Below are 25,098 nucleotides of genomic sequence, written 5' to 3'. Positions count from 1 at the left end.
GATCACTCAGACTCAACGGCGTTTAATAACGTGCTGATCTGCTGCCGCGCTTCGATGCTGTCGTTCAACAGGTTGGCCGCATCCGCAAGGGGTTTATCCGCCAACCTCTCGGGCGGGTTTCTCAAGGCTTGCGTGGTTTCGCTCAGCTTTACGTATTTACCTACTGCGTTCGCGTCTGTCTTCTCCAGCAGGTCCGCGAGCCAGAAATACCTATTGGCCGCTTGTAGATCACCCAGTTCGCTCAACACTTCTGCGGCCTTTGCGAATTCTTGGCTGGCCTCCAGCGCGCGGGCCCTCAAAGCACTGGCCTCGTCCGAGGAGTCATCCGCAAGCTCCAGCATCGCCTGATGCGGGCGGTTATTCTGCAACACGGCCCGCGCCCGCAACCGCGCCCGTTCGGATCGTCGTGCGCGGTCTTGGTCCCGGTTGGCAAATGCAAAAGCCCGGGACCCAAAGCCAAGCCCCATCAACCGTTCAGACAGAGCTATCGCCGTCGGCGTTGATACACCGTTGGTTTGATCGCCCGACAAAGTCAAAACCTGCCGCAAAAAGGTGATGTCATCTGCACGCTCAGCCAGTAATTGCAGATGCCGGTCCAAAACCGCAGGCGCGTCAGAACCGTCAGGCAGCGTATCGATCAGGTCAAACGCAGCGTCGAATTCCTGGGTCAGTGCCAAAGCAACCGCATGCGTTCTGGTCATCATCGGCCCCATCTCTGACTGGCGGAGTTCCGTCGCATAAGCCGCCGCCAATTCCAGTTCCTGCGGGGAAACGGCCCCCCGGTCGGTCCATCGCTTCTCGACCAGCCGGGCCAGAGCCAATGCGGCCTCATCCGGCGCGTCCGGTGCGGTGATGACCTGGGACAGATGTTCCTCCTCAGCCGCCATATCGCCTTCGGCTTCGGCGACTTTTGCCCTGGCGTGTGAGAGTGCCGGGGTGGTTGCATCCTCAACCCGGTCCACCGACCGCAAGATCCGCCGGGCGGCTTCCAATTCTTCTGCGTTGACCAAAATCGAAGACAACCGAGGCCCGAGACTGCGTCTCAGGTGATCAGGCAGCCGCGCAAAGCCCTGCTCGATCGCCTCAACCCTTGCCTCCGGCGCCAATTCCTGTTCAGCCAACGCCGCCCACAGGGCCGCATCGCTGTCGCAGCGTTGCAGTCCTTGAAACGGAGATGTTGCCGACAGCGGCCGATTGTCCACGATATGGGCGATTGCCTGGACACGGTCCGCGTCAGAGTTTTGATCCGCCAGCATTTTTAGCATTTGAACCGCCTCAGCACCGAAACCATGGAACGCATACAGCCTGGCCAAAGCCATTGCCCGGTCCTCATCCAGATCATCAAACTCTTTGAACAAGCCAGCGCGCAGCTGCGCGACCTGCTCCTGAAACGGTCGCGAATCCGACCATGTTTCAAACCCAAGCTCGACCGTCGTGAAACACGCCGGTTTTGCATCGATTTGCGGGAATTCAGCACCAAGAATGGCATTCAGGTCGTCCAGAACGGTCGACAGCTGCACATTCGACTGCAAGCCGTCGATCATGGGCAAAGCCGGTAAATCGGAGGACCGCCTTGGGCGGATTCCGGCCAGGTTCAGGTCCAGCACCTCTCGGTCCGCGCCCTGCAATAGTCTGGTCGACAACTGATCTTTGAACGCTTGACCGCTCATCGACAGTAAAGGCAATTCGAACGATGTCACGGGGTCTTGACGTGCGCGTTTCTTCTGTGGTTCAGGCCGGGGCGGGGGGATATCGGCCAACAAAGAAGGCAACGCTGTACCCGGCGCGATGTCCAGAACAATCATCGACTTCCGATACAGGAAAGCCGAGGCAACACAGTCGCAGCCGAATTCCAGATCCAGCCCGTCCCCGGGTTTCTTTTGCGACACTGCGGCCAGACGATTTGTGGTCAACCGTCCAAAGACCGCGTTGGTTTGGAAGGTCGCAGCCTCCAGATCGACCGACAATCGCGCCCCGTTCTTGCGATGGGTCAAAACCCAACCCGTGTCGGGCGGCACGTTGAACACCAGTCGTGTGAAGCCCGCGTGTTCACCCGACCGAACCGTCACCTCTTGCGCGAATGCAGGTGACGCAAGCGCGATCAGGGCAGCAATCAGCTTTAAAAGTCGGGTCATGCCGCCGCCTGCTTGAGCTCTTTCAACGCCTCTTCAAGTTCGGAAAAACCGGGGCGGTTATGCGTAGGGGTGTTTTGGCGGCCGACTTCGATGCACATGGCCGCGTTATGGTTGTGCAGGTTGGCGACCAGCACCTCTTTTATGAGTTGATAGAAATGGTTGTCCTCTTCCACAACGGTCTTGAGCTTACCCGCGAAGGGGCCGACCAGCCCGTAGGCCAGAAAAACACCCAGAAATGTCCCCACCAACGCCCCGCCGATCAGCTTGCCCAACACCTCGGGCGGCTGGTCGATCGAGCCCATGGTTTTGATCACACCCAGAACGGCAGCAACAATCCCAAGTGCCGGAAGCCCGTCCGCGACGGTTTGCAACGCGTGGCTCGAGTGCATGGCGTGATGGAAATTCGCCTCCATCCGTTTTTCCAACACCTCCTCGACCTGATGTGGGTCGTCATAGTTCATTGCGGCTGAACGCATCGTGTCGCAGATCAGATCGACGGCTTCTTTGTCGGACTGAATCTTGGGATAGGCGGAAAACAGGCTGGAGTTTTCGGGGTCTTCGATATGTTGTTCAACCTCGACCGGATTGGCCCGCGCGATGCGGATCAGCGAGAACAGCAGGCACAAAAGATCGCGATAGTCTTCGGGCTTCCATTTCGGTCCCTTGAAGACCTTTCCCATGTCTTTGATCGTGTGTTTGACACCGCCGATATCGTTGCTGATCAGAAAGGCCCCAACCGCCGCACCGCCGATCATCATCATCTCGAACGGGAGCGATTTCAGGATGATGGTCATCTTGCCCCCGGCGGCCAGATAGCCGCCGAACACCATCACGAAAATGACGACAATTCCAACAATTCCAATCATTTGCGATCCCCAGATGTGTTCAGGACAGGTTTGGTTTGCATGGCCGTCTACTCTTGCGGTGCGGTGGCGTTACGGCCCGCCATGACGACGCTGACCGTATAGGCCGCATCGGGGCTGAGACCGGCCAGGATGTTCGCGGCGACTTCCGGCGGCATGCGGGACAGAAATCCGGATGCAAATGTCGGGTCCATGGTTTCGAACAAGGCGGCTGCGTCTTTGGGTTTCATGTTCTGGTAGACATCCGTCAGCTGCGTCAGGTCGGTCTCTGCCGCCTTGTCCGCAACCGCCAGGGTCGCACGCAGAGACTCTTCAGCCTCCTGCAACGCCGCCAAGCGGGTTTCGATGGCCTCGCTTGCGATCTGGAGCGCCTTTTCCTTGTCCAACACCACATCTTCACGCTGTTTCACCCGCTTTTCGCGGCGCAGCAGTTCCGTCAGAACGACCTGAACGTCGCGCGTATCGGTTGGGGTTTGGGTGGCTTTGGCCTGTTCAGGCTCGGCAGATTTGGCAAGGGCAGGCCCCGCCTCTAACCCGACGCGGATGGCCGCAGACCCGATCATCAGAAGTGAGATCACCGTCAGCACCCCGGCGCGAGGGCGGTCTCGTCTTTTGGTCGCCCGTCGGATGCCCATCAGGTGGCCTCATTCATCTTGCGGCCGTGCCGAAAGAACATCAGGCCTTCCGGGGCCTTGGCCGTGGTCTCCTCCGCCATATCTTCGGAGTCTTGGTTCGGCTGCTCTTCAGGCGTGGTCTCATCCGCGGCCTCAGGTGATTCTGAAGCCTCGACCTTTGGTGCCTTAGGACCCGCTTTTTCAACCTTTTCTTCTTCGGCTGGAATCACGTCATGCATGGACGCCATCATCAATTCCAACCGCTGTGCCACGCTTTCTGCGCGTTGCGTCAGCTCTTTCAACACATCGCCCGACTGATCCGAGGCAGCGCGCGCGTTGTCGAGGGACTTTTTCAGCTCATCCGCTTGTGACGACAACACAGCCACCGCGCCGCCCACACCTTTTTCAAGGTCGGTGAATCGCCGCAACCTGCGCGACAGGACAAAGCAATACAGACCCGCGCCCAAAGCGCCCGCAACCAGCAAAATATCCGCAATAAGCTCCAATCCCGCCTCCTAATTCAGTACAAATTCCATGACCAGCACGTCGCGCACCCGGCCTTCGCCCGTAACAATCCCGATCCGCCGCAGCAGATGTCCCCGGATCCGCGTCAATGCCAGCGGGTCTTCCAGATCTGACACCTCGACCGCCCGCAGATAGCCGTTCAGCACATCCATGATTCGCGGTTGTATTTTTTCCACATCAGCGATGTACGGAGCGTTAACTTCGAGCTGTGCGTGAAATTTCAGATGGCGCGACTGGCCTTCGATCAGAGAAATGATCACCGGCGGCAAATCGACGAATCCAACATCCGCAAGGGGTTTGGCCTTGCTCTCTTTCGTTTGGTCATCTGTTGCCGATTTTTCAGCCCCGCCGCCAATCGGCAACAGACCTGATGTCGTCAGAAAATAGCCGCCTGCCGCCCCGGCCACGGCCAGAATCAACCCGACCATCAAACCCTTTTTCCCTTTTTTCTCAGGGGTTTCCGCCTGTTCTGCTGTTGCGTCGGCCATGACGTCCTCATCCATCTGCTGTGAATCCGTCATATCCCCTCAGGGACTAACCGATTGTTAAGGGCAATCGTCCAAACAGGGGATGCGCCGGGCAGAATGTCGGCGAGTCGGAGGTGAGCGTGCAGCAGATCGGAACTGTCTGGGCAAGTTTGGACAGGCGAAAACAAATCATCGTTGCCGGTGCGGTTGTGCTGGTGTTTCTCGGGATCCTTGGCATGTCGCGGCTGGCGACCGCGCCGTCGATGACCTTGCTGTATGCGGGGCTGGAAAGCGGTGCCGCTGGTGACATCGTCCGTTCACTGGATCAGCGCGGTGTGCCCTACGAAATCAGGGGCGGATCGATTTATGTGCCCGGCGGGCAGCGGGATGAGCTGCGGATGACGCTGGCCAGCGAAGGCCTGCCCGCGAACGGCAATCGCGGGTACGAGCTGCTGGATTCCCTCAGCGGGTTTGGCACCACATCTCAGATGTTCGATGCCGCCTATTGGCGCGCGAAAGAAGGCGAACTTGCCCGGACGATCGTCGGCAGCCCTCATGTCAGTCAGGCGAGGGTGCATATCGCAAATGGATCGGCCAATCCGTTTCAGCGCAGCGTGGCGCCCACGGCCTCGGTTTATCTGGTGCCGTCCGGCGCGGATGTGACCGGCGATCAGGCCAAGGCGATCCGGTTTCTGGTCGCCTCGGCTGTCAGTGGCCTGGCGCCGGAAAATGTAACGGTTGTCGATTCGAACGGGGCCGTGATTGGCGTGCAGGACACTGCGGTTGCGGCCGAGACGGCGGATGACAAATCCCGACAGCTGCGCGAGCGTGTTCTGCGTCTGGTCGAGGCGCGTGTTGGGGCCGGCAACGCTGTGGTCGAGGTCAGCGTGGACACGGTGACCAAAACCGAATCGATCCGCGAGCGGCGTTTTGATCCCAAAGGACGCGTCGCGATCAGTACCGATGTCGAAGAGCGTTCGGACAGCGCCCGCAACCAATCTGCGGATGTGACGGTCGCCTCGAACCTGCCGGATGGCGACGGGGCAGGGGGCGACGAATCGAATTCGACCGCAACGCAGACGCGCGAACGGATAAATTACGAAGTCTCCGAGACCGAGTTGGAGGTTCACACAGCGCCGGGTGCCATCAAACGTCTGACCGTTGCAGTTCTGGTCAATGGAACGCGCACGGTTGACGCCAGTGAGGCCGAAAGTTTCGCGCCGTTGCCGCAGACCGAATTGGATGCATTAGAGGAGCTGGTTGCCTCGGCCGTTGGATTTGACGCGGACCGCGGGGATGTGATCACCCTGAAATCGCTGGATTTGCCGCCGGTTGACCCGCAGGGGACGTTGGTGTCGGCATCGATGTGGCAGTCCATTCATCTGGACGCGATGTCGCTGATCCAGATGGCTGTATTGGCGGCGGTCTCGCTGGTTCTGGCCATGTTCGTCATCCGCCCGATCCTGATGAAACCCGCGACGGCACCGGCCTTGCTGCCCGCAAGCGCCGGGGATGTCACCGAAGGCGCACCTGTGCTGACCGGCGAAATCGCACCGGATGGCAGTTCGGACTTCGCGCCGCTGGCCGCGCAGGCCGAAGTGCCCGCGCTTGGTGTGGCCCCGTCGCAGGATCCGGTTGACCGGTTGCGCGCGATGATTGGCGACAAACAGGAGGAGACGGTCGAAATCCTGCGCAGTTGGCTGGAAGAAGGTGAGGAGCGCGTGTGATGACAATTGCTCATCTTCTTGAAGATTTCACCGTTCAGGCCAACGGCGGGCAGGTTCATCTGCTGGACGAAGACGCACTGGAGGAACAGCGCCTGGCCGCCTTTGAACAAGGCTATGGGGCGGGGTGGGAAGACGCCTTGCAGGCGCAGGAACAAAGCCGGGGGCAAATCTCGTCCGAGTTGGGTAAATCGCTTGAGGATATGTCCTTTACCTATACCGAGGCGATCACCCGCATGTCGCTGTCGCTGGAGCCGATGTTCCAGAGCCTGACCAATCTGGTCTTACCGGACATGATCGACCGGGGCTTTGCCGCGCAACTGGTCGAACACCTGTCCGAGATGGCGCGTGAACAGATCGGGCAGCCGATGCAGGTCATCGTGCCGGTCGGATGTATGGCCGAGGTGGACGCCCTGATCCCCGCGACCCTGTCACCGAGGCCGAAAGTGATCGAAGACCCCGCGCTCGAGCAGGGACAGGCCCGGTTGCAGGTCGGCATAGCCCGCAGCGAGGTGGATTGCAGCGCGCTGCTGGACTCGGTCACGCGGGCCTTCGACGCATATGTTTTTGAGGCAAAAGAGGCATTGTCAAATGAGTGACCCCCAGACCCAAAACTCTGAAAAACCGAACCCTTTTGACGCGGTGCCCATCGAAGTGACCGTATCCGTCGGTCGCGCGCGCCCCCTGATCCGGGATTTGCTGAACATGGGCGAAAACGCTGTGCTGACGTTGGACAAAAGGATCGAAGACCCGGTGGATCTGTATGTCGGGGATCAGTTGGTTGCCCGCGGCCTGCTGGAGGAGATGGAGGGCGACCGGGCGGGTCAACTGGCGGTCCGACTGACGGAAATTGCCGATCTGCAAAACGGGATTGGTTGATGCGCCTGCTGATCGGGCTGGTCTTGGCGGCGGTTCTGATGCCGTCGCTTGTGGCCGCGCAGGAGGTCTCGCTGTCTTTGGGTGAGGGTGGATCACTCTCGGCGCGTACGATCCAGTTGATCCTTCTGATCACGGTCCTCAGCCTCGCGCCGGGGCTGGCGATCATGATCACCTGTTTTCCGTTCCTGATCACGGTTCTGTCGATCCTGCGTCAAGGGATCGGGCTGCAGCAATCGCCGCCGAATATGCTGATCGTCAGCTTGGCACTGTTTCTGACCTATTTCATCATGGACCCGGTCTTTACAGAGGCCTGGACGACCGGAATCCGCCCGATGATCGACGAAACGATGGAGGTGGAACCAGCGCTGGAGCGCGCGCTGCAGCCGTTTCGCGCCTTTATGGCTGCGCGGCTGGATGGCGATACGTTTCAGGCCATGGCTGCGCTGCGCCCGGGGGGTGAGGCGATGGAACTGTCGCCAGATGCCCCGCTGTCCGTTCTGATGCCGTCCTTCATGTTGTCCGAGATCGCGCGCGCGTTTCAGATCGGGTTTTTGATCTTCCTGCCGTTTCTGATCATCGATCTGGTGGTCGCGGCGGTGCTGATGTCGATGGGCATGATGATGGTGCCGCCTGCAATTGTATCTTTGCCCTTCAAGCTGGCGTTTTTCGTCATCGCCGATGGCTGGGCCTTGATCGCCAGTGCGTTGGTGCGCAGTTACATGCCTTAGTGCTGCCCCTTTTCAGATAGTCAGGCAGGGCTTCAAAGCGCCTACCTGAACGAAAAAAGCCGCGTTGTGTTCGACAACGCGGCCCAGATGTTTCTGAAAAGCCGGTCAGGCTGTGCGGTTCAGATCCTTGATCAACCGGTTCAGGTCGCCGCCACGGGCGTCCAGCATCGCTCCGATCTCGGTACGTTCGGTCAACAGCAGGTTCACGCCTTCGATGAACATGTTGTAGAACTTGTCGCGCCCCGATTTGTCAGACACCAGAAACGTCACTTCGAACGGGGATGAGCCCTGCAGTTTGACCATGGTCCGGACCTCAAAACCGGCGCGGATTTTGCGGGCGTTACGTACATTGACCTCACCGCCGATAAACTCGCGGAAGCGGCGGCCATATTTGCGCGAGATGTAGTGTTGGAAGGCCTTGGTAAACTGCCTCAACTGTGCCGGGCTGGCCGAGCGGGCATCGGCCCCCAACGCATAGCGCGCCATGATCGGCACATCGGCGTATTGCACAAAGATCTTCTCGAAATCGCGCAGCATGGCGTTCTCGGACTTGCCCGAGGCGATGACGCGGTTGATCTCGGCCACGACGCTGTTCACCAGCGCTTTGGCGCTGGCTTCGGTCTGGGCCAGCGCGGGCAAAGGCAGGGCGGTCAGTGCCAATCCGGCCAGACCGGCAGAAAGAAAATGACGACGGTTCAAAGAATTACTCGGCATAGGGGTCCTCGTAAGGGTCTAGGTAGGGGTCCCTGACAGGGTCGGTTCCGATTTCGGCGTAGGGATCGGAATACAGGTCCAGATAGGCGTCCTCATCATCGCGCGCCAGTTCGAACCGGCGATTTTGCAGATAGATCAGGCGGGCCTGGGCGTAACTGTCGGCGCTTTCATAGAGGATCGAGTCAACCGTGTCCGAAAACCGTCCCCGGTCGCCCATGCGGCGCACAACCTCGGCATAGACGCCAAGGTTGTCGGCGGGCCGGGTCGGCGTGAAATTGATCGGGTTCGAGAACAGGTTGACCACAACGCCGACCGCATCGCGCGTTGTCGAGGGGCCGTAGAAAGGCAGCTCGACATAAGCCCCCTCACCAAACCCCCAGACATGCAGGGTTTCGCCAAAATCCGTATCGACCGGCGGCAGGTTCAGTTCGTCCGCAGGGGCCGACAGGCCAAACCCGCCGACGGTCATGTTGACCACAAAGCGCAGCAACGCGTTGCCCATCTGCTTGGGGTTGCCCTGCAAAAGGTAGTCGACCGCCTGTCCGGGCAGCGAGATGTTCTCGGCAAACGTGCTGAAACTGGTCACCATCGGATCGGGCACGATCTTCACGTACCCTTTCGAGGCCGGACGGAACAGGAACCGGTCAACGCCCAGATTGAATCTGTGGATGCCCCGGTTGGTGTTTTCGTAGGGGTCAAACACCTCACCCCGGGCGGCCTGCTCGGGCGGCTGGGTGGCGCAGGCCGACAGGATCGGCAAAAGGGACAGCACAATAAGGTGTTTCAGGCGCAATCTGCTCAACACGGTCTTAGCTACTCCAAAGTGACCTGACCCGGCGGGTCGGGCTTTCAATCGATAATATAGTGCCGCGTTGGCACAAGTCGTTGTCACATAGTTGTTTCGCGTCTCAAATGAAACATCTAGCGTTTAGCGCGTCTGCTACTGCGCGGTAAAGTGACATAGCTTCAACACTTCGGAATAAGAGAAGTTACGCCCAGATCGCAGCCGATCGGCAAAATGCCGGTTTATCGCTTTCCCCGCCGCGCTTGACCGGGTAGCGTCCGGCCGAGTCGACAATTGGTAAGGACGATCCCATGAGTATCACAGCAAAACTGGAAAGTCTGGGCGTCAGCCTGCCCGACGCCCCCGCGCCTGCGGCAAACTATGTGCCGTTCGTGCGTATGGGCAACATTGTTTACGTGTCGGGCCAGATTTCGAAGGCGGATGATCTGATCACCGGCAAGCTGGGCGACGACATGGATGTCGAGGCCGGTGCGGCGGCGGCAAAGGTCTGTGCCATCAACTTGTTGGCACAAGTCAAAGCGGCCTGTGGCGGCGATATCGAAAAGCTGGTGCGCGTGATCAAGCTGACCGGTTTTGTGAACTCGACCGCTGATTTTACCGCGCAGCCGCAGGTGATCAACGGCGCGTCCGATTTTCTGGTCGAGGCGCTGGGCGATGCAGGCCGTCATTCACGCTCGGCCGTCAGTGCCGCATCCCTGCCGCTGGGTGTCGCGGTTGAGATTGAAGGAATATTCGAGGTCCAATGACCCCCAGGCTGCCACCGGAATTCCTGCAGGTCCCGATTGCGCACCGGGCCCTGCATGACACGTCGGACAACCGCCCGGAAAACAGCCGGGCGGCGATTCAGGCGGCGATTGATGCCGGGTACGGGATCGAGATCGATCTGCAATTGACCGCGGACAATCGTGCGATGGTCTTTCACGACTATGACATGGCGCGTCTGACCGGCCAGCCCGGCCCGATCCGGCGGATCACCTCGGCGCAGGCGGCGGACACCCCATTGCTGCACGGCGATGACGGTATCCCCGCGCTGGACGAGGTTCTTGCGATGGTCGCCGGAAAAGTGCCGCTGCTGATCGAGTTCAAGGATCAGGATGGCGCGATGGGCGCCGATGTCGGCCCGCTTGAGGCGGATGCCGTGCGGGCCTTGCAAGGTTACGAAGGTCCGGTGGCGCTGATGTCTTTCAACCCCAACAGCGTGGCCGAACTGGCCCGGTTGGCCCCGCATCTGCCGCGCGGGATCGTAACCAGCAGCTATGATCCGCAGGACTGGCCGCTGTCTGACGAAATCTGCGACCACCTGCGCGGCATTCCGGATTTCGACAGGGTTAGTGCCAGTTTCATCAGCCATGAGGTCGCGGATCTGGACCGCCCGCGTGTCGCCGAGTTGAAGGCGGAAGGGGTTCCTATTCTGTGCTGGACCGTGCGCTCGCCCGAGCAAGAGGCACAGGCCCGCACGGTTGCCGACAATGTGACCTTCGAAGGGTATTTGGCCCCGCATCCGGGTTGAACCCACCCCCGACCGTCACAGATAAAGGTCAGACGCGGAGGGCACATGGATCAGGCGCAAATCGAGGTTCAGGTCGTAGCCACGCTTTCGCAGATTTCTGCGGCCGAGTGGGATGCCTGCGCGTGTCCCGAAGCTGCCGATGGCGGGCGCCCGCTGGACCCGTTCACCACCCATCGGTTTCTACTGGCGCTGGAAAACAGCGGCTCGGTCGGGCGGGGCACCGGCTGGCAGCCGCAATATCTGACCTGCTATCTGGACGGGATGCTGATTGCGGCGGCACCTATGTACGCCAAGTCGCACAGTCAGGGCGAATATATCTTCGACCATAGCTGGGCGCATGCCTATGAAAACGCGGGCGGGCGCTATTACCCGAAACTGCAGATTGCCGTGCCCTTTACCCCCGCAACCGGGCGGCGGTTTCTGGTGCGTCCGGGCTATGAAGCGATTGGCATGTCGGCGTTGGTGCAGGGTGCGGTGCAACTGGCGGCAGACAATCGGGTCTCATCAATCCACGCGACCTTCTGCACCGAGGATGAGGCGTTGGCGGGCGAACAGATGGGCCTGATGCTGCGCCAATCGCAACAGTTCCACTGGCTGAACGACACCTATGCCGATTTCGACGGGTTTCTGAACGCCCTGTCCTCGCGCAAGCGCAAGAATATCCGCAAGGAACGGGCGCAGGCAAACGGGTTTGGCGGTGAGATACGCACGCTGACCGGCGATGATCTGCGCCCCGAGCATTGGGATGCGTTCTGGCGGTTCTATCAGGACACCGGCGCGCGAAAATGGGGCTCGCCCTACCTGACGCGGCAGTTCTTCGATATCGCTCAGGATACAATGGCGGATGATATGGCCTTGGTTCTGGCCGAGCGCGACGGGTATCCGATTGCCGGGGCGCTGAACTTTATCGGGCGCGAGACGCTGTTTGGTCGGTACTGGGGCTGTGTCGAACATCACGCCTGCCTGCATTTCGAACTGTGCTATTATAGGGCCATCGACTTTGCCATCGCTCAGGGCCTGCAGCGGGTCGAGGCGGGCGCGCAGGGGGAACACAAGCTGGCGCGCGGTTACCTTCCGGCGCGCACCTACAGCCTGCATTGGGTCGGCGATCCGGGATTTGCCGATGCCGTCAAAAAATATCTGGACGCCGAAGGCCGCGCGGTGGGAGAAGAGATTGAGATTCTGACGGATTACGGCCCGTTCAGAAAATCGAACCCGGAGGAACAGCAATGACCGAGCTTTTGTCGACCGAGACCCGTGGCCCCCTTCTGGACCCGCTGTTCAACAATGGCTGGACCATGGTCGAAGGCCGGGACGCGATCACCAAGACCTTTATTTTCGACAATTTTGTTGCCGCCTTTGGCTGGATGACACAGGTGGCGATCTGGGCCGAGAAATGGAATCACCACCCCGAATGGTCCAACGTCTACCGCACGGTCGAGGTGACCCTGTCCACCCATGACGTCGGCGGGTTGTCCGCGCTGGACGCCAAGCTGGCGCGCAAGATGGACAGCCTGATCTAGCCCCGATCCCCGCGCGATCCCATTCCGCCGGCCAATGAGGCTGCAACGCCCATCTGCTGGAACTCGGCCGGGGTGACGGTGCCGTCGCTGACATTGATATTTCCGGGGATGCGGGTTGTGCGGTTGCCCACCTGCCGCACGCTGCGTGCAGCCGGATTAATATCAAGGCATTTGGTATTGTAGCAGGTCAGCCCGCTGAGATTGATCTGAATGCGGGGTTGACCGTCCGGCCCCGTGACAACAGGGGCTTGCGGTACATCACAGGCCGCAAGTGCAACAAGCGCCCCAAAGGCGATCCATTTGTTCATAGCGCGCTCCTGTTCAGAGTTGGCCTAGTCCAGTCGTTCGTTTCCGTCCTGATCGGCAGAGGTGAAGTCGCGACCCATCTGCGCGTCGTACTCTGATCTTGAGATAAAGCCGTCGCCGTTGTGGTCAACGTCCCGGATCTGATTGATGTCCAGAAACGGTTTGGCTTCGTCCAGACCCAACGTGCCGTTCTTGTCCTCGTCCATCGTTTGAAAGGCGTAATCGGAAAAGGCGTTGAACTCGTCCTTGGACAGAAACCCGTCATTGTTGGCGTCAATGTTGTTCAGTTCTTTTTCGTGCAACTCGGCCACGGTTTCCGCGCTGGCTGCACCCGCCAGGGCGACAGTCGCGGCAAGAATAAGTGGTTTCATTTTCAATCCCCTCAACATGCGAATCTCTGCCCTTCAAAACCGCCCGCAGCAGCGCCCGCCGCCGTCAGGATTGTCTTGCCAGACCCGCCGCCGAACTGGTTGCCGATTGCGCCGCCGATCAATGCGCCGCCCAACGTGCCACTGAGGCAGGCAATCTCGTGCTGGCGCGCGGCCTGTTGTTGCGGGGTGGGTGCCGGACCGCAGGCGGCCAAAACGCCCGCGCTGACGGCAATTAGGGAAATAAATCTGAGGCTCATAAATCAACTCCCGTGTTCTATGCGCCAAGTATTCGCGCAACGGGGCGTTGTATCAAGTTAATTTGGGTTCATCTGGCCCCGACCATGCCGGGGCCGTCAGGGTTCAGATCACGTCCAGCAGCCCCTCGCCCGCGGAAACCTCGCACGCGCCGGGGTTGTCTTCCAGATTCAGGGCTGTGACGGTGCCGTCTTCGACCAGCATGGCATAGCGTTTGGAGCGTGCGATCAGCCCGGCAGGCGGGGCGTCGAAATCCATCCCGATCGCCTTGGTGAACTCGGACGCTGCATCGCCCAGCAGGGTCAGGCCCGCCTCGGTCGCGCCGGTGGCTTCACCCCATGCTTTCATCACGAACGGGTCGTTGACGGACACGCAGATGATCTCATCCACGCCCTTGGCGTCGAACTGGTCCTTGGTGCGCATGAAGCTGGGCACATGCGCTGAATGGCATGTCGGAGTGAACGCGCCGGGTACGGCAAAGATCACAACTTTGCGGCCTTTGGTCTTGTCTGAAATCCGCACCTCTTCCGGGCCGTTCGCACCCAGTTGAGTGAGAGTCGCATCTGGTAGCTGGTCACCTGTCGAAATCATTTATAGCACTCCTGTTGATTGGATTTGCAGAGTCGGGTTCAGCCGCAATATAGGTGACCACGTGGATGAGACCACGGGAATTCGACAGGGTGGGAGGAACATGAGCCATATTGTCGTGATCGGTGCCGGGCAGGCCGGGGCATCTTTGGTTGCGCGTCTGCGCAATGATGGGTTTGACGGGGACATCACCCTGATCGGGGCCGAGCCGCATCTGCCCTATCAGCGCCCGCCCTTGTCCAAGGCCTATCTGCTGGGTGAGATGGAGCTGGAGCGCCTGTTCCTGCGGCCCGAAAGCTTCTATGCCGACAACAACATCACCCTGCGTCTGGGCCAGCCTGTGACGGCGATTGATCCGCAGGCCAAAACCGTGACCGTGGGTGATGATGTCATCTCGTATGACGAACTGGCGCTGACCACCGGATCGGACCCGCGCCGCCTGCCCGCTGCCATCGGTGGCGATTTGCAGGGCGTGCATGTGGTGCGCGATCTGGCCCATATCGATGAGATGGAGCCTCGCGTCACGGACGGTGCGCGTGCCCTGATCGTGGGCGGCGGTTATATCGGGCTTGAGGCCGCAGCCGTCTGCGCCAAGCGCGGCGTGAAAGTGACTCTGGTCGAAATGGCCGACCGCATCCTGCAACGGGTCGCAGCCCCCGAGACCAGCGATTATTTCCGCGCGCTGCATACGGAATACGGTGCCGATATCCGCGAAGGCGTCGGGCTGGATCGTCTGGTTGGTGACAATGGCAAGGTGGTTGGCGCTGTTCTGACCGACGGAACCGAGCTTGAGGTGGATTTTGTGGTGGTGGGCGTTGGTATCGCCCCCTCGACCCAACTGGCCGAGATGGCAGGGCTGGAGCTGGACAACGGGATCAAGACCGATGCCCATGGCCGCACCTCGGACCCGTCGATCTGGGCCGCCGGGGATTGCGCGTCCTTCCCGCATGGCGACACGCGTATCCGTCTGGAAAGCGTGCCCAACGCGATCGATCAGGCCGAGATCGTAGCCCAGAACATGATGGGCGCGGCCAGGGATTATGTGGCAACACCGTGGTTCTGGTCGGATCAATTCGACGTCAAACTGCAGATCGCGGGCCTGAACACCGGCTATGACCGCGTGGTGACCCGGCAGGGCGAAGGCCAGAGTGTGTCCTTCTGGTATTATGACGGAGACCGGTTGATTGCCGTGGACGCGATGAACGATCCGCGCGCCTATATGGTCGCCAAACGGCTGATCGAAATGGGAAAAACCGCCGATCCGGCCATTGTGGCCGACCCGGATGCGAACCTGAAACCGCTGCTCAAGGCGTGAGGATCATTGCCGGAGAATTCCGGGGCCGGGCTTTGGCCTCGGTCGGCAAGGGGGACGCAGGCGCGCATCTGCGTCCCACCACGGACAGGGTGCGCGAGAGCCTGTTCAACGTCCTGACCCATCAGATCGATTTCGACGGCCTGCGCGTGCTGGACCTGTTCGCAGGCACCGGCGCGCTGGGGCTTGAGGCGCTGTCGCGCGGAGCGGCCCATGTCAGCTTTGTCGATGACGGGCGGGTGGCGCAGGGATTGATCCGCAAGAATATCGACCTGACCCGCAGCACGGACCGTACCGATCTGATCCGCCGCGATGCAACGCGGCTGGGCGACAACCCGGATGCCCCTTACGATCTGATCTTTCTGGACCCGCCATACGGCAAGGGCATGGGTCAAAAGGCCCTCGCCAGGGCGGTCGAGGGCAATTGGATCGCCCCGGACGCGCTGATCGTGTGGGAGGAAAACGCCCCCATGGCCGCGCCGGACGGGTTCGATCTGCACAGCGCCCGCAAGTATGGCGACACGCATATCTCGCTGATGTGGCGCAGCCCGGAAAACTGACGCTGATCCGCAGCAAGGCTGGATTCACATTCCCGTGATCGACCCTGCCGAATGGTTAATGCCCTATTTTGCGGAGGTTGGGGACACATTTTGGGCCAGAATCGCCGGTAGCCGAAATTGAGTTTAGCAACCCGGACAGTGAGTACCTGAATGTTTTCCAAGACCCTTCCAGCCCTGCTGATCGGCTGTGCCGCCGCCTCGGCCAGTGTGGCCGAAACCCAGATCGACATGGATGATTTCTTCGTCAACTGCATCTCAGACGTCAACAGCGAGGGTGTGACGCTGGTGCGTTCGGGTGGATCCGACAAGGGCTACATCATGACAACTGACGTGCAGGGCGAGGCGGATATTTACCCCGGCCTGGACAGCATGACATTCCTGCTGATGCAGGAGACCGGAGTGATCACCTTTGTCGTCGATTATCACAGCATGGAATATGACATGATGGTCAAAGGGGCGGGGCAGCAATTTGACAGGGGCACATGCTCGGCATCCTGAACGGGTTGTGACCGGTTCGGTGCACTTGACCCAACACTCTGACAAGGCGGACTGTTTCAGATTGAAACGGCGCGCGCGGATTGCTGCTGAGCGTGGATTTGCGCAGGGGCCTGCACTGGGTTAAGCCGGGCGCAAAATCCGCGGAGGCTTCATGCACGATCTGGTCATCTTCGATTGCAACGGCGTTCTGGTCGATAGCGAGCCGCTGTCCAATAAGGTTCTGGTGGACAATCTGGGCCGGTACGGCCTGGACCTGACACTGGAAGACAGCGTCGGGTTTTTCCTCGGTGGGACAATGGCTGGCGTGCGGGACAAGGCGCGTGCGTTGGGGGCCGATTTGCCGGATGACTGGATCAATGAGGTCTATGCGGAAACCTACGAGCGTTTGCGTCAGGGCGTGGCATTGATGCCCGGTATCCGGGACCTGTTGGATTGGCTTGATCATCACGGCATCCCGTTCTGCGTGGCCTCGAACGGCAGCCCGGACAAAATGGCGATCACGCTGGGCCAGAACGGGCTTTGGGACCGGTTTCAGGGTGCCATGTTCTCGGCCCACCAACTGGGAACGGCAAAACCGGACCCCGAGATGCTTCTGCTGGCCGCGCAGCATTTTGGCGCATCCGCTCCGGTTGTAATCGAAGACAGCCATAACGGCGTTACCGCCGCGATGCGCGCGGGCATGCGGTGTCTTGGCTTTGCGCCCGAAGGGGGTGGCGCCAAACTGGCAGAGATTGGCGCAGAGGTCTTCACCGACATGGCGGAAGTGCCGCGCCTTTTGGGAATTTGATCCATCCGTGCTAGGGTCGCGGGCATCGACCGCGCACTGACCCCTTCGATCTGGGCATTCTCACAGGATGCCGACGCCACCCCGGCCCCCGAGCGCAGGCCGATGCGCGCGCCGGTTTTTATCAACGACGCGCTAACGCCCTGGGGTCACGAAACCCTGCTGCTGAAACTGCTGCGCGACCAGGCCGCCGATCACGAAGAATAGGTCGGGTGGAACTTGCCGCCGGGTGACAGGGTAAAGATTTCGACCCCATCCGCCGTTACACCCACCGAATGCTCGAACTGCGCCGACAGCGACTTGTCGCGGGTCACGGCGGTCCAGTCATCGGCCAGCGTCTTGGTCTCGGGGCGGCCCAGATTGACCATCGGCTCGATGGTGAAGAACATACCCTCTTCCAACACGGCCCCGGTGCCCGGGCGGCCATAGTGCAGGACGTTGGGCGGGGCGTGGAACACCCGGCCCAGCCCGTGACCGCAGAAATCGCGAACAACGCTCATCCGGTGCGCTTCGACATAAGCCTGAATCGCATGACCGATATCGCCGAAAGTGTTGCCCGGCTTGACCATCTCGATGCCCTTGAACAAGGCGTCATGGGTGACCTGGATCAGACGTTCAGCCTTGCGTGGCAGCTTGCCCGCAACATACATGCGCGAGGTATCACCGAACCAGCCGTCAACGATGACGGTCACGTCGATGTTCAGGATGTCACCATCCTTGAGCTTTTTCTCACCCGGAATGCCGTGACAAACCACGTGATTCACGCTGATACAGCTTGCGTGCTGATAGCCCTTGTAGCCGATGGTCGCCGAGGTCGCGCCCGCGTCTTCGACCATTTGGGTAATCAGCTCATCAATCGCGCCGGTCGTCTGACCGGGAAACACATGCTGGGCAATATCGTCGAGTATCCGCGCAGCCAAGGCCCCTGCCGCATGCATGCCGGCAAAGTCACCCTGTTCGTAGATGCGGATACCGTCTTTTGTCAGACGGCCACGATGGTCTTTCATCGACGCTAAGCTCCAAATGTTTCGCGCAGCCCCTTACTTACGCTGCTTGCGCAGAAAGTTCCAGAGGGTGCGGGGTCGCGGGAAGAGTTTACGGATCAAACTGAAGCGCTATTGATTGGCCAAGCGTTTCGCATGCACCATATACAGGTTTTCCAATATGTCCTTTGGACACTGAATTGTTGTGGTGTTCAATTCTTCCCGACAAAACGTCAACATCCTCAACAATAATGTTGGTTCAGTAGAGTCTACAAAAACCTTGTCGCTGTCGATACCGGGAATATCCGAAAATGTAAGTGTTGTAAAAGTCGGTGCGACTCCAAAAGACGCGTGCATAAGAGTATTTGCACACCGTTTCTGTTCATCGTTTGATAAATTGACATCGATGACTTGCACAGTTGCTTCAATGACGTTGCTGCTACTGGTTGACCAATTCCCATAGCAACCAGGTCTACTCATCTTCAGACCGTTGCCGACTGCACGACGAACCTGAAGCGCGGAGTTGGTAAAATCTACATCAATGTCTTGCGGGAATAGTGTATCCTTCACCTCGCGATTTTCGGTTTCGAGGTTTTGGAATATCAAAATCAGGTTCGATCCTCCACTCAGTGAGTTTTGGGAAAGAAACCATGTATCAGGGTCTCCCATCATTCGCAGATCGCTACCGGCATTGTCAGCAAGTATCTTAGCCAAAGAGGCTGAGTAGAATGCCGTATCTGGAGAAACTTGCCCTGCAATTTGCATGACAATTTCCTCCGACCAGAAACTCAACTGATCAACTTCCAAGTTTTCCTTTGTATACCGTGCAATCGGATCGTCCAAAATCGAAGAAGGTGCGGCACTATCAGCAGAAAGCTCGGTTGCCAATAATACGTTGAAAAACAAATAGCTAATTGTCCAAATTTTCATCTTCAATTACCTTTGTACGCTGTTTGATCTCATTTAATTGGATGGAGCAGTTAGGTGTTTGTTGGCAACTACCCAAACACCTTCCGGCGTAATCCGTGTCCCATAGACCAACCGCTCAACGCCCTTCGCCTGTGCTGCCTCAAACGCCGCCGCATAGGCCGGGTCGATATCCGCGGCCAGCGCAAATCGGTCGCAATCGGTGCGCTGCACCAGATACAGCATGATCGCCCGGTGCCCCTGCGCGGCCATCGCCGCAAGTTCGCCCAGATGCTTGGTGCCGCGCGCGGTTACGCTGTCGGGGAACTCGGCCAGACCGGGTTGGCGGGACAGGGTGACGCTTTTGACCTCGACATAGGCGTCGGGCAGGCCAGGCGCGCTCAGCAGAAAGTCGATGCGGCTGTTTTCGCCGTATTTCACCTCGGGGCGGACGGTTTCATAGGCGGCCAGTTCGGGGATTTCACGCGCCTCCAACGCCGCACGCAAGGCCTTGTTCGGGACCGATGTATCGACCCCGGTGAAATGCCCGTTTTCGTGATCGACCAGTCGCCAGCCATATTTCAGCTTTTTCTTCGGATCGTCATTGGGCTCCAGCCAGATTTTCTGGCCCGGCTCGGCCAGCCCCATCATCGAGCCGGGATTGGCGCAATGGGCTGTAACCTCGCGCCCGTCCTCCAGCGTGCAATCGGCCAGAAAGCGTTTGTAGCGGCGGATCAGGCGGGCGGGGACAAGAGGGGTTTCAAATCGCATGCCCCACGGCCTATACCTGCCCCAGGGGTCGATCAAGAGGAAGAGCGCCATGGCCAATCCAACCGCTGCAATGCTGGTGATCGGGGATGAGATTCTCTCGGGCCGGACCCGCGACGCGAATATGCACTATCTCGCCGGAGAGTTGACCAAACAGGGCATCGACCTGAAAGAGGTCCGCATCGTCAGCGACGACGCGCCCGAGATCGAAGGGGCCGCAAAGGCGCTGTCCGACCGGTACGATCATGTGTTCACCAGCGGTGGCATTGGCCCGACCCATGACGATATTACCGCCGATTGCATCGCGCGGGCCTTTGGGGCGCATATCGACATTCGCGATGATGCGCGGGCGCTGTTGCAGGCGCATTACGACAAATCCGGCCTTGAACTGAACGAGGCCCGCCTGCGCATGGCACGCATCCCGGACGGGGCGATTTTGATCGACAACCCGGTCTCGACCGCGCCGGGCTTTACCATCGAAAACGTGCATGTGATGGCCGGGGTGCCGTCGGTGTTTCAGGCCATGGTGGCCAGTGTTTTGCCCAAGCTGACCGGTGGCAGCCCCCTGTTGTCGCAGACCCTGCGGGTGAATCGGGGCGAGGGCGATATCGCAGCGACCCTCTCCGCGCTGGCCGAAACCTATGATGACCTGACAATCGGGTGCTACCCGTTCCAGATCAACGGTGTCTTTGGCGCAAATGTCGTCATTCGCGGTACCGAGGGCACCCGGATCGACGCCGCCATGACCCAACTGGCGAAAGAGCTGGAGTTGTGAACGTCAACTGGGCCGACATTGTCGACGGCACCTGGCCCGCGGCCCGCTATGAACGGCTGGGCCCGTTTCAATTGCGCGAAGGGCAGGGCGGTGGCTCGCGGGTGTCGGCGGCCAATGCGTTTGGCCCTGTCAGCGACACGGATATTGAAGCAGCCGAACAGGCGATGCTGGCGATGGGGCAAAAGCGCATCTTTTGCCTGCGTCCGGGGGACGAGGCGCTTGACGCGCAGCTTGCCGCACGAGGGTACGAGGTGCTGGATCCGGTCAACATCTATTCCTGTCCGGTATCCCATCTGACCGACCAGCCGATCCCGCGTGTCATGGTGTTCACCGTCTGGGAGCCGCTTGCGATCATGCGGGATCTCTGGGCGACCGGGGGTATAGGGCCGGAACGCATCGCCGTGATGGAGCGCGTCAAAGGCCCCAAGATCGGCCTGTTGTTGCGGCATCAGGATCAACCCTGCGGGGTCGCTTTTGTTGCTATTCATGACGGTGTTGCAATGCTTCATGCGCTGGAAATTCTGCCCGATCACCGCCGTCAGGGCATGGGCCAGTGGGCGGTGCGGGGTGCCGCGATCTGGGCGCGCGAACATGGTGCCGAAACCTTCAGCGTGATCTGCACCAAGGTGAACGACGGGGCAAATGGCCTGTACCAAGCGCTCGGGATGGAGATCGCGGGCGAATACCATTACCGTCAGCTTATCTAACACAGAGGTTTTCGTGACACATCAAGACATGCCTACCGCGCTGGACCTGCCCATGGTAGACCCGCTGCCGCCCGAGACGCAGAAATACTTTGATATCTGCGTCGAGAAACTGGGCATGGTGCCAAATGTGCTGAAGGCTTATGCCTTTGACATCGACAAGCTGAACGCCTTTACCACCATGTATAACGACCTGATGCTGGCAGATAGCGGGTTGTCAAAGCTGGAACGCGAGATGATTGCAGTGGTCGTCTCATCCATCAACAAGTGCTTCTATTGCCTTGTGGCCCACGGGGCTGCCGTGCGGCAGTTGTCGGGCGACCCAAAGCTGGGTGAGATGCTGGTGATGAATTACCGCGTCGCGCCGCTGGACGACCGCCAACGCGCCATGCTGGATTTCGCTGCCCGGATGACCAAAGCCAGTACCGAAATTGAAGAGCCCGACCGCCAGCGTCTGCGCGATGTCGGGTTCTCTGACCGGGATATCTGGGACATTGCCAACGTGACCGGGTTCTTCAACATGTCCAACCGCGTGGCCAGCGCCACGGCTATGGTTCCAAACCCCGAGTATCACGCACAGTACAGATGATCCGAACGCTAAGCCTTTTGACCGTGATCCTGGCCAGCCCGCTGGTTGCGCAGGAACTGACGCTGCCGCAATCCGCACAGCAGATCAGTCAGCGGATTTCACCGCTGGACAGCTATGATCTGCCAACCGGGCCATTCGCAGATGGAGCGGTTCCGGCCCGAACGGTCGAGGGGCAGGTTGAAAGGGTCACATGGCGGTTGCAGGCCGGGTCCAGCACGACGCTGCAATTGCTTGCCCCGTTGCGCGACCAGATCGAAGCGCAGGGGTATGACATTCTGTACGAATGCGAGGCCCGCATTTGCGGCGGCTTCGATTTTAGGTTCGGCACCGAAGTGGTGCCAACGCCGGATATGTATGTCGCCATTCAGGACTATCGGTTTCTGTCCGCGCAGAAGGGATCCGAGGTGCTGAGCCTGCTGGTCAGCCGGAATCCGCCGGATGGCTATGTGCAGATGATCCGGGTAACTCCGGTTGATGCGCCGGCCCCGGCACCTGTCGTGATCGATCAGAGTGTGGATGGGGCCGGCGGTTTGCTGGCTGAATTCCAGCAAACCGGTCATGTCATTCTGGACGACCTGCACTTTCGCACCGGCGAGGTTGCGCTGGGCGAAGGCCCCTTTGCCTCGCTCGCGTTGCTGGCCGGGTTCCTGACGGATAAGCCGGACACGCGGCTGGCGCTTGTGGGGCATACCGACGATACCGGCGCCTTGCAGGCCAATATCGCAGTCAGCAAGCGCCGGGCCGAGGCCGTTCGAACCCGTCTGATCGAGGCGCATGGCGTGGCCGCCGACCGGATCGAGGCGCAGGGCGTCGGCTATCTGGCCCCCATCACCTCAAACGCCACCGCCGAGGGCCGCGATGTCAATCGCCGGGTCGAGGCTGTATTGCTGGTCAACTGACGCATAAAAAAAGACCCGCACCAAAAAAGCGCGGGTCGCTAAAGTTCACCGGGAGAATTTACCAATCCATCGGGCCCTTTTCGTTGAAGGACTCGACCAGAAAATCAATGAAAGCCCGCACTTTCGGCTGCGTGAAACGCCCGGGGGGGTAGACGGCGTAAACACCCTGAACCTCATCCGGCAGCGACGGCATCGCGTCCAGCACCTGGCCGGATTTCAACGCATCCGCATACAGATAGCTGGGCAGATAAGCGATCCCGAGGCCCGAGATCGCAGCATTCAGCAGGGATTGCCCGTCATTGACGCTGAGCCAACCGGCGGTGCGCACCTGACGCTTTTCGCCCGATGGCGCGGTCAGTTTCCAGACATTGCCCGAAGACTGGCTGGAATAATGCAGCAACTTGTGTTCGTTCAGGTCGTCGATCTTCTGCGGACGTCCGAATTTCTCGATATAGCTGGGGGCCGCAACCATGCGTTTGACGGTTTCCGTGAGTTTGCGCGCGCGCAGGGTGCTGTCCTCCAGCTCACCAATGCGCACGGCCACGTCAAACCCTTCGGAAATCAACTCAACATAGCGGTTGTTCAGCACCATGTTGACGGTGATATCCGGGTAAGCGGACAGGAACTCGGACAGAACGGGGGACAGGTGATTGACCCCGAAATCCGTCGCGACGCTGATCCGCAACAGGCCTGACGGGGCCGATTGCATCGAGGTAACCAGTGCATCCGCCTCGCCCGCGTCATTCAGAACGCGGCGCGCGCGGTCGTAATAGGCCAATCCGATTTCAGTTGGGGACACCCGGCGCGTTGTGCGGTTCAGCAGCCGCGCACCCAGACGCGCCTCAAGGCTCGAGACGTGCTTGGACACGGCCGATTTGGAGATGCCCATCTTCTTGGCCGCATCGGTGAAGCCACCCTGGTCCACCACGTTGGCGAAGGCTTCCATTTCGGTCAATCGATCCATACTCGTTCCCCAGGTCTTACGTTCGACGTCAGTTTTGACGCTCAATCTGGGCGGAAACGGGGCAGACATGGGATAATATCAGGGTTTTGAATCGGATCGTTTGCAGTTCAGAAACGTTGAAACAATGGTTTCCGATCCAATAACACCCCGGTCAAACGGTGATTTCTGGACATTTTTTCATTTGTGCTATGCTGAGAATGGCATTTTTGTGTCCTGGGAGGAGATCATGAAATCACTATTTGCCATTGTCGCGTTTTGTCTGTCCGCTGGTCTGGCCCTGGCCCAAGCGCAGACCCCATCCAGCCCTGACGCCAAGGTCTATTTCGTGAACCTTGCGGATGGGGACACGGTTCAATCGCCGGTGACGGTGGTCTTTGGCCTGAGCGGTATGGGCGTCGCGCCAGCCGGGACCGAGGCCGAGAATACCGGCCATCACCATCTGCTGATCAACCGCCCGCCGATTGGCGAAGGCGAGGACGGTGCGGATGAGCTGGCCTATGGCCTGCCCGCTGACGACAATCATATGCATTTCGGCGGCGGCCAGACCGAGGTGACGCTGGACCTGCCCGCAGGCCAGCACACTCTGCAATTGGTGCTGGGCGATGCGGGTCATGTACCGCACAACCCGCCGATTGTGTCCGAGGTGATTACGATTACGGTCGAGTAGACGCCCAGATACGCCTGTTTACTTTCACGCTGATGTACGGAACTCTCCGGCGTGTGATCGGAGGGTTTCATGTCGCTTGAGTTTCTTCTTACATCGCTGATCGTCGTGCTGTTGCCGGGAACAGGCGTGATCTACACGCTGGCCATCGGGCTTGGTCGGGGGTTTCGCGCAAGCGTTGCGGCGGCGGCAGGCTGCACGCTTGGGATCGTGCCCGCCGCTGTGGCCAGCATTATCGGGCTGGCCGCGCTGCTGCACACCAGTGCGCTGGCGTTTCTGGTGCTCAAATACCTTGGTGTGCTTTATCTGTTCTATATGGCCTGGGGCATCATCCGCGCGGGCGGCGCGATGGAAGTGAGTGCCGAGAAATCGACCACAGGCTACCTGAAGATCGCGACGACCGGCACGCTGATCAACGTGCTGAACCCCAAGCTGTCGCTGTTCTTCCTTGCGTTCCTGCCGCAATTCCTGCCCACGGACACGGCGCATGCGGGTCTGGCGCTGGTGCAACTGGCGCTTGCCTTTATGGCGATGACCTTTGTTGTTTTCATCGCTTACGGGGCCTGCGCCGCGCTGGCGCGGGATTACATCATTCATCGCCCATCTGTGATGGCTTGGATCAAACGCTGCTTTGCAATGGCTTATGGCGCGCTTGGGGTGAAGCTTGCGCTGTCTGACTGACCGG

The 25,098-nt window shown here is 59.7% G+C and carries 33 protein-coding genes; 18 read left to right on the top strand and 15 right to left on the bottom strand.

All coding sequences use genetic code 11. The features are described from left to right. Nucleotides 1-2: 2 nt before the first annotated feature. From ACR0KX_RS10920 to ACR0KX_RS10900, 5 genes are read right to left on the bottom strand one after another with little or no spacing between them, the layout of a single operon-like run. Nucleotides 3-2,135, bottom strand: a complete 2,133-nt coding sequence (locus tag ACR0KX_RS10920; RefSeq protein WP_480708412.1) for a hypothetical protein — start codon at nucleotides 2,133-2,135, stop codon at nucleotides 3-5. Beyond that, nucleotides 2,132-3,001: a flagellar motor stator protein MotA gene (motA, locus tag ACR0KX_RS10915; protein ID WP_170453583.1), complete on the bottom strand. Its 870-nt coding sequence runs from the start codon at nucleotides 2,999-3,001 to the stop codon at nucleotides 2,132-2,134. Before motA ends, ACR0KX_RS10920 begins: the two co-directional genes overlap by 4 nt. Before the next feature lie 47 nt (nucleotides 3,002-3,048). Then, nucleotides 3,049-3,633, bottom strand: coding sequence for a MotE family protein (locus tag ACR0KX_RS10910; RefSeq protein WP_480626560.1), 585 nt, complete (start codon nucleotides 3,631-3,633; stop codon nucleotides 3,049-3,051). After that, complete coding sequence (locus ACR0KX_RS10905) at nucleotides 3,633-4,118, bottom strand: DUF6468 domain-containing protein (RefSeq protein ID WP_170623278.1); 486 nt, start codon at nucleotides 4,116-4,118, stop codon at nucleotides 3,633-3,635. The genes ACR0KX_RS10910 and ACR0KX_RS10905 overlap by 1 nt, the downstream gene beginning before the upstream one ends. Nucleotides 4,119-4,127: 9 nt before the next feature. Next, nucleotides 4,128-4,658, bottom strand: a complete 531-nt coding sequence (locus ACR0KX_RS10900) for a flagellar basal body-associated FliL family protein (RefSeq protein ID WP_480626561.1) — start codon at nucleotides 4,656-4,658, stop codon at nucleotides 4,128-4,130. 86 nt (nucleotides 4,659-4,744) lie between these two features. On the opposite strand from ACR0KX_RS10900, the gene fliF reads away from it, so the two are divergent. Genes fliF through fliP form a run of 4 tightly spaced genes read left to right on the top strand, consistent with a single transcriptional unit; the run spans nucleotide 4,745 to nucleotide 7,935 of the window. Then, nucleotides 4,745-6,331 (top strand): flagellar basal-body MS-ring/collar protein FliF, encoded by a 1,587-nt coding sequence (gene fliF / locus ACR0KX_RS10895; RefSeq protein ID WP_170623276.1) that lies wholly within the window; start codon nucleotides 4,745-4,747, stop codon nucleotides 6,329-6,331. Beyond that, nucleotides 6,331-6,927, top strand: coding sequence for an ABC transporter ATP-binding protein (locus tag ACR0KX_RS10890; RefSeq protein WP_170453586.1), 597 nt, complete (start codon nucleotides 6,331-6,333; stop codon nucleotides 6,925-6,927). The genes fliF and ACR0KX_RS10890 overlap by 1 nt, the downstream gene beginning before the upstream one ends. Next, nucleotides 6,920-7,207: a FliM/FliN family flagellar motor C-terminal domain-containing protein gene (locus tag ACR0KX_RS10885; protein ID WP_170453587.1), complete on the top strand. Its 288-nt coding sequence runs from the start codon at nucleotides 6,920-6,922 to the stop codon at nucleotides 7,205-7,207. Before ACR0KX_RS10890 ends, ACR0KX_RS10885 begins: the two co-directional genes overlap by 8 nt. Beyond that, nucleotides 7,207-7,935 (top strand): flagellar type III secretion system pore protein FliP, encoded by a 729-nt coding sequence (gene fliP / locus ACR0KX_RS10880; RefSeq protein ID WP_170453588.1) that lies wholly within the window; start codon nucleotides 7,207-7,209, stop codon nucleotides 7,933-7,935. Before ACR0KX_RS10885 ends, fliP begins: the two co-directional genes overlap by 1 nt. A 105-nt stretch (nucleotides 7,936-8,040) precedes the next feature. On the opposite strand, the gene ACR0KX_RS10875 is transcribed toward fliP, so the two are convergent. Continuing rightward, nucleotides 8,041-8,649 carry an ABC transporter substrate-binding protein gene (locus tag ACR0KX_RS10875; protein ID WP_170453589.1) on the bottom strand — a complete coding sequence of 203 codons (609 nt, stop codon included), beginning with the start codon at nucleotides 8,647-8,649 and terminating at the stop codon, nucleotides 8,041-8,043. Further along, complete coding sequence (locus ACR0KX_RS10870; protein WP_170521239.1) at nucleotides 8,639-9,454, bottom strand: MlaA family lipoprotein; 816 nt, start codon at nucleotides 9,452-9,454, stop codon at nucleotides 8,639-8,641. Before ACR0KX_RS10870 ends, ACR0KX_RS10875 begins: the two co-directional genes overlap by 11 nt. A gap of 290 nt (nucleotides 9,455-9,744) precedes the next feature. On the opposite strand from ACR0KX_RS10870, the gene ACR0KX_RS10865 reads away from it, so the two are divergent. Genes ACR0KX_RS10865 through ACR0KX_RS10850 form a run of 4 tightly spaced genes read left to right on the top strand, consistent with a single transcriptional unit; the run spans nucleotide 9,745 to nucleotide 12,487 of the window. Then, nucleotides 9,745-10,200 (top strand): RidA family protein, encoded by a 456-nt coding sequence (locus tag ACR0KX_RS10865; RefSeq protein WP_170521241.1) that lies wholly within the window; start codon nucleotides 9,745-9,747, stop codon nucleotides 10,198-10,200. Beyond that, nucleotides 10,197-10,964, top strand: a complete 768-nt coding sequence (locus tag ACR0KX_RS10860; protein ID WP_170623274.1) for a glycerophosphodiester phosphodiesterase family protein — start codon at nucleotides 10,197-10,199, stop codon at nucleotides 10,962-10,964. The genes ACR0KX_RS10865 and ACR0KX_RS10860 overlap by 4 nt, the downstream gene beginning before the upstream one ends. 45 nt (nucleotides 10,965-11,009) lie before the next feature. Beyond that, nucleotides 11,010-12,197 carry a GNAT family N-acetyltransferase gene (locus tag ACR0KX_RS10855; protein WP_170623272.1) on the top strand — a complete coding sequence of 396 codons (1,188 nt, stop codon included), beginning with the start codon at nucleotides 11,010-11,012 and terminating at the stop codon, nucleotides 12,195-12,197. Beyond that, nucleotides 12,194-12,487: a 4a-hydroxytetrahydrobiopterin dehydratase gene (locus tag ACR0KX_RS10850; protein WP_170453594.1), complete on the top strand. Its 294-nt coding sequence runs from the start codon at nucleotides 12,194-12,196 to the stop codon at nucleotides 12,485-12,487. Before ACR0KX_RS10855 ends, ACR0KX_RS10850 begins: the two co-directional genes overlap by 4 nt. Here the strand turns inward: ACR0KX_RS10850 and ACR0KX_RS10845 are convergent. The 4 genes from ACR0KX_RS10845 to ACR0KX_RS10830 form a co-directional block, all read right to left on the bottom strand. Next, the gene (locus ACR0KX_RS10845; RefSeq protein ID WP_170453595.1) at nucleotides 12,484-12,795 is read right to left on the bottom strand and encodes a hypothetical protein; all 312 of its coding nucleotides are present in this window, start codon (nucleotides 12,793-12,795) and stop codon (nucleotides 12,484-12,486) included. The genes ACR0KX_RS10850 and ACR0KX_RS10845 overlap by 4 nt on opposite strands. Nucleotides 12,796-12,819: 24 nt before the next feature. Next, nucleotides 12,820-13,164: an EF-hand domain-containing protein gene (locus tag ACR0KX_RS10840; RefSeq protein WP_480708411.1), complete on the bottom strand. Its 345-nt coding sequence runs from the start codon at nucleotides 13,162-13,164 to the stop codon at nucleotides 12,820-12,822. Nucleotides 13,165-13,175: 11 nt separating this feature from the next. Continuing rightward, nucleotides 13,176-13,421: a glycine zipper 2TM domain-containing protein gene (locus ACR0KX_RS10835; protein WP_170453597.1), complete on the bottom strand. Its 246-nt coding sequence runs from the start codon at nucleotides 13,419-13,421 to the stop codon at nucleotides 13,176-13,178. 103 nt (nucleotides 13,422-13,524) lie between these two features. Next, the gene (locus tag ACR0KX_RS10830) at nucleotides 13,525-14,010 is read right to left on the bottom strand and encodes a peroxiredoxin family protein (protein WP_170453598.1); all 486 of its coding nucleotides are present in this window, start codon (nucleotides 14,008-14,010) and stop codon (nucleotides 13,525-13,527) included. Between the two features lie 100 nt (nucleotides 14,011-14,110). On the opposite strand from ACR0KX_RS10830, the gene ACR0KX_RS10825 reads away from it, so the two are divergent. The 4 genes from ACR0KX_RS10825 to ACR0KX_RS10810 all read left to right on the top strand — a co-directional run bounded on the left by ACR0KX_RS10825 (nucleotide 14,111) and on the right by ACR0KX_RS10810 (nucleotide 17,164). Continuing rightward, nucleotides 14,111-15,322, top strand: a complete 1,212-nt coding sequence (locus tag ACR0KX_RS10825) for an FAD-dependent oxidoreductase (RefSeq protein ID WP_170453599.1) — start codon at nucleotides 14,111-14,113, stop codon at nucleotides 15,320-15,322. Continuing rightward, on the top strand, nucleotides 15,319-15,879 hold the full coding sequence (rsmD, locus tag ACR0KX_RS10820) for a 16S rRNA (guanine(966)-N(2))-methyltransferase RsmD (protein ID WP_170453600.1): 561 nt from the start codon (nucleotides 15,319-15,321) through the stop codon (nucleotides 15,877-15,879). The genes ACR0KX_RS10825 and rsmD overlap by 4 nt, the downstream gene beginning before the upstream one ends. Before the next feature lie 150 nt (nucleotides 15,880-16,029). Continuing rightward, nucleotides 16,030-16,377, top strand: coding sequence for a hypothetical protein (locus ACR0KX_RS10815; protein WP_170521254.1), 348 nt, complete (start codon nucleotides 16,030-16,032; stop codon nucleotides 16,375-16,377). A 151-nt stretch (nucleotides 16,378-16,528) separates the two neighbouring features. Next, complete coding sequence (locus ACR0KX_RS10810) at nucleotides 16,529-17,164, top strand: HAD family hydrolase (RefSeq protein ID WP_480708410.1); 636 nt, start codon at nucleotides 16,529-16,531, stop codon at nucleotides 17,162-17,164. A 191-nt stretch (nucleotides 17,165-17,355) separates the two neighbouring features. Here the strand turns inward: ACR0KX_RS10810 and map are convergent, their stop codons facing one another. The 3 genes from map to sfsA all read right to left on the bottom strand — a co-directional run bounded on the left by map (nucleotide 17,356) and on the right by sfsA (nucleotide 19,821). Further along, nucleotides 17,356-18,168: a type I methionyl aminopeptidase gene (map, locus tag ACR0KX_RS10805; RefSeq protein WP_480708409.1), complete on the bottom strand. Its 813-nt coding sequence runs from the start codon at nucleotides 18,166-18,168 to the stop codon at nucleotides 17,356-17,358. Nucleotides 18,169-18,276: 108 nt separating this feature from the next. Next, on the bottom strand, nucleotides 18,277-19,074 hold the full coding sequence (locus ACR0KX_RS10800) for a hypothetical protein (protein WP_480708408.1): 798 nt from the start codon (nucleotides 19,072-19,074) through the stop codon (nucleotides 18,277-18,279). Nucleotides 19,075-19,107: 33 nt separating this feature from the next. Continuing rightward, entirely contained in the window at nucleotides 19,108-19,821 is a 714-nt protein-coding gene (sfsA, locus tag ACR0KX_RS10795) for a DNA/RNA nuclease SfsA (protein WP_480708407.1), read from the bottom strand. Nucleotides 19,822-19,870: 49 nt separating this feature from the next. Here sfsA and ACR0KX_RS10790 point away from each other — a divergent pair, with 49 nt between their 5' ends. The 4 genes from ACR0KX_RS10790 to ACR0KX_RS10775 are packed head-to-tail and all read left to right on the top strand — an operon-like array spanning nucleotide 19,871 to nucleotide 22,785. Continuing rightward, nucleotides 19,871-20,593: a molybdopterin-binding protein gene (locus ACR0KX_RS10790; protein WP_170623257.1), complete on the top strand. Its 723-nt coding sequence runs from the start codon at nucleotides 19,871-19,873 to the stop codon at nucleotides 20,591-20,593. Further along, nucleotides 20,590-21,300, top strand: a complete 711-nt coding sequence (locus tag ACR0KX_RS10785; RefSeq protein ID WP_170623255.1) for a GNAT family N-acetyltransferase — start codon at nucleotides 20,590-20,592, stop codon at nucleotides 21,298-21,300. Before ACR0KX_RS10790 ends, ACR0KX_RS10785 begins: the two co-directional genes overlap by 4 nt. A 28-nt stretch (nucleotides 21,301-21,328) precedes the next feature. Continuing rightward, nucleotides 21,329-21,886: a peroxidase-related enzyme gene (locus ACR0KX_RS10780; protein WP_480583912.1), complete on the top strand. Its 558-nt coding sequence runs from the start codon at nucleotides 21,329-21,331 to the stop codon at nucleotides 21,884-21,886. After that, nucleotides 21,883-22,785 carry an OmpA family protein gene (locus ACR0KX_RS10775; RefSeq protein WP_170623253.1) on the top strand — a complete coding sequence of 301 codons (903 nt, stop codon included), beginning with the start codon at nucleotides 21,883-21,885 and terminating at the stop codon, nucleotides 22,783-22,785. The genes ACR0KX_RS10780 and ACR0KX_RS10775 overlap by 4 nt, the downstream gene beginning before the upstream one ends. A 58-nt stretch (nucleotides 22,786-22,843) precedes the next feature. Here ACR0KX_RS10775 and ACR0KX_RS10770 read toward each other — a convergent pair whose 3' ends face one another. Then, the gene (locus tag ACR0KX_RS10770; RefSeq protein WP_170453610.1) at nucleotides 22,844-23,749 is read right to left on the bottom strand and encodes a LysR family transcriptional regulator; all 906 of its coding nucleotides are present in this window, start codon (nucleotides 23,747-23,749) and stop codon (nucleotides 22,844-22,846) included. Nucleotides 23,750-23,975: 226 nt separating this feature from the next. Here ACR0KX_RS10770 and ACR0KX_RS10765 point away from each other — a divergent pair, with 226 nt between their 5' ends. Together ACR0KX_RS10765 and ACR0KX_RS10760 are read left to right on the top strand one after the other, a co-directional pair. Further along, nucleotides 23,976-24,416 carry a DUF4399 domain-containing protein gene (locus tag ACR0KX_RS10765; RefSeq protein ID WP_170521267.1) on the top strand — a complete coding sequence of 147 codons (441 nt, stop codon included), beginning with the start codon at nucleotides 23,976-23,978 and terminating at the stop codon, nucleotides 24,414-24,416. Between the two features lie 69 nt (nucleotides 24,417-24,485). Next, nucleotides 24,486-25,094, top strand: a complete 609-nt coding sequence (locus ACR0KX_RS10760) for a LysE family translocator (RefSeq protein WP_170623251.1) — start codon at nucleotides 24,486-24,488, stop codon at nucleotides 25,092-25,094. Nucleotides 25,095-25,098: the final 4 nt, after the last annotated feature.

The sequence above is a fragment of the Ruegeria sp. BG5 genome (assembly GCF_056538425.1).
This window is presented reverse-complemented; position numbering and strand designations above follow the sequence as displayed.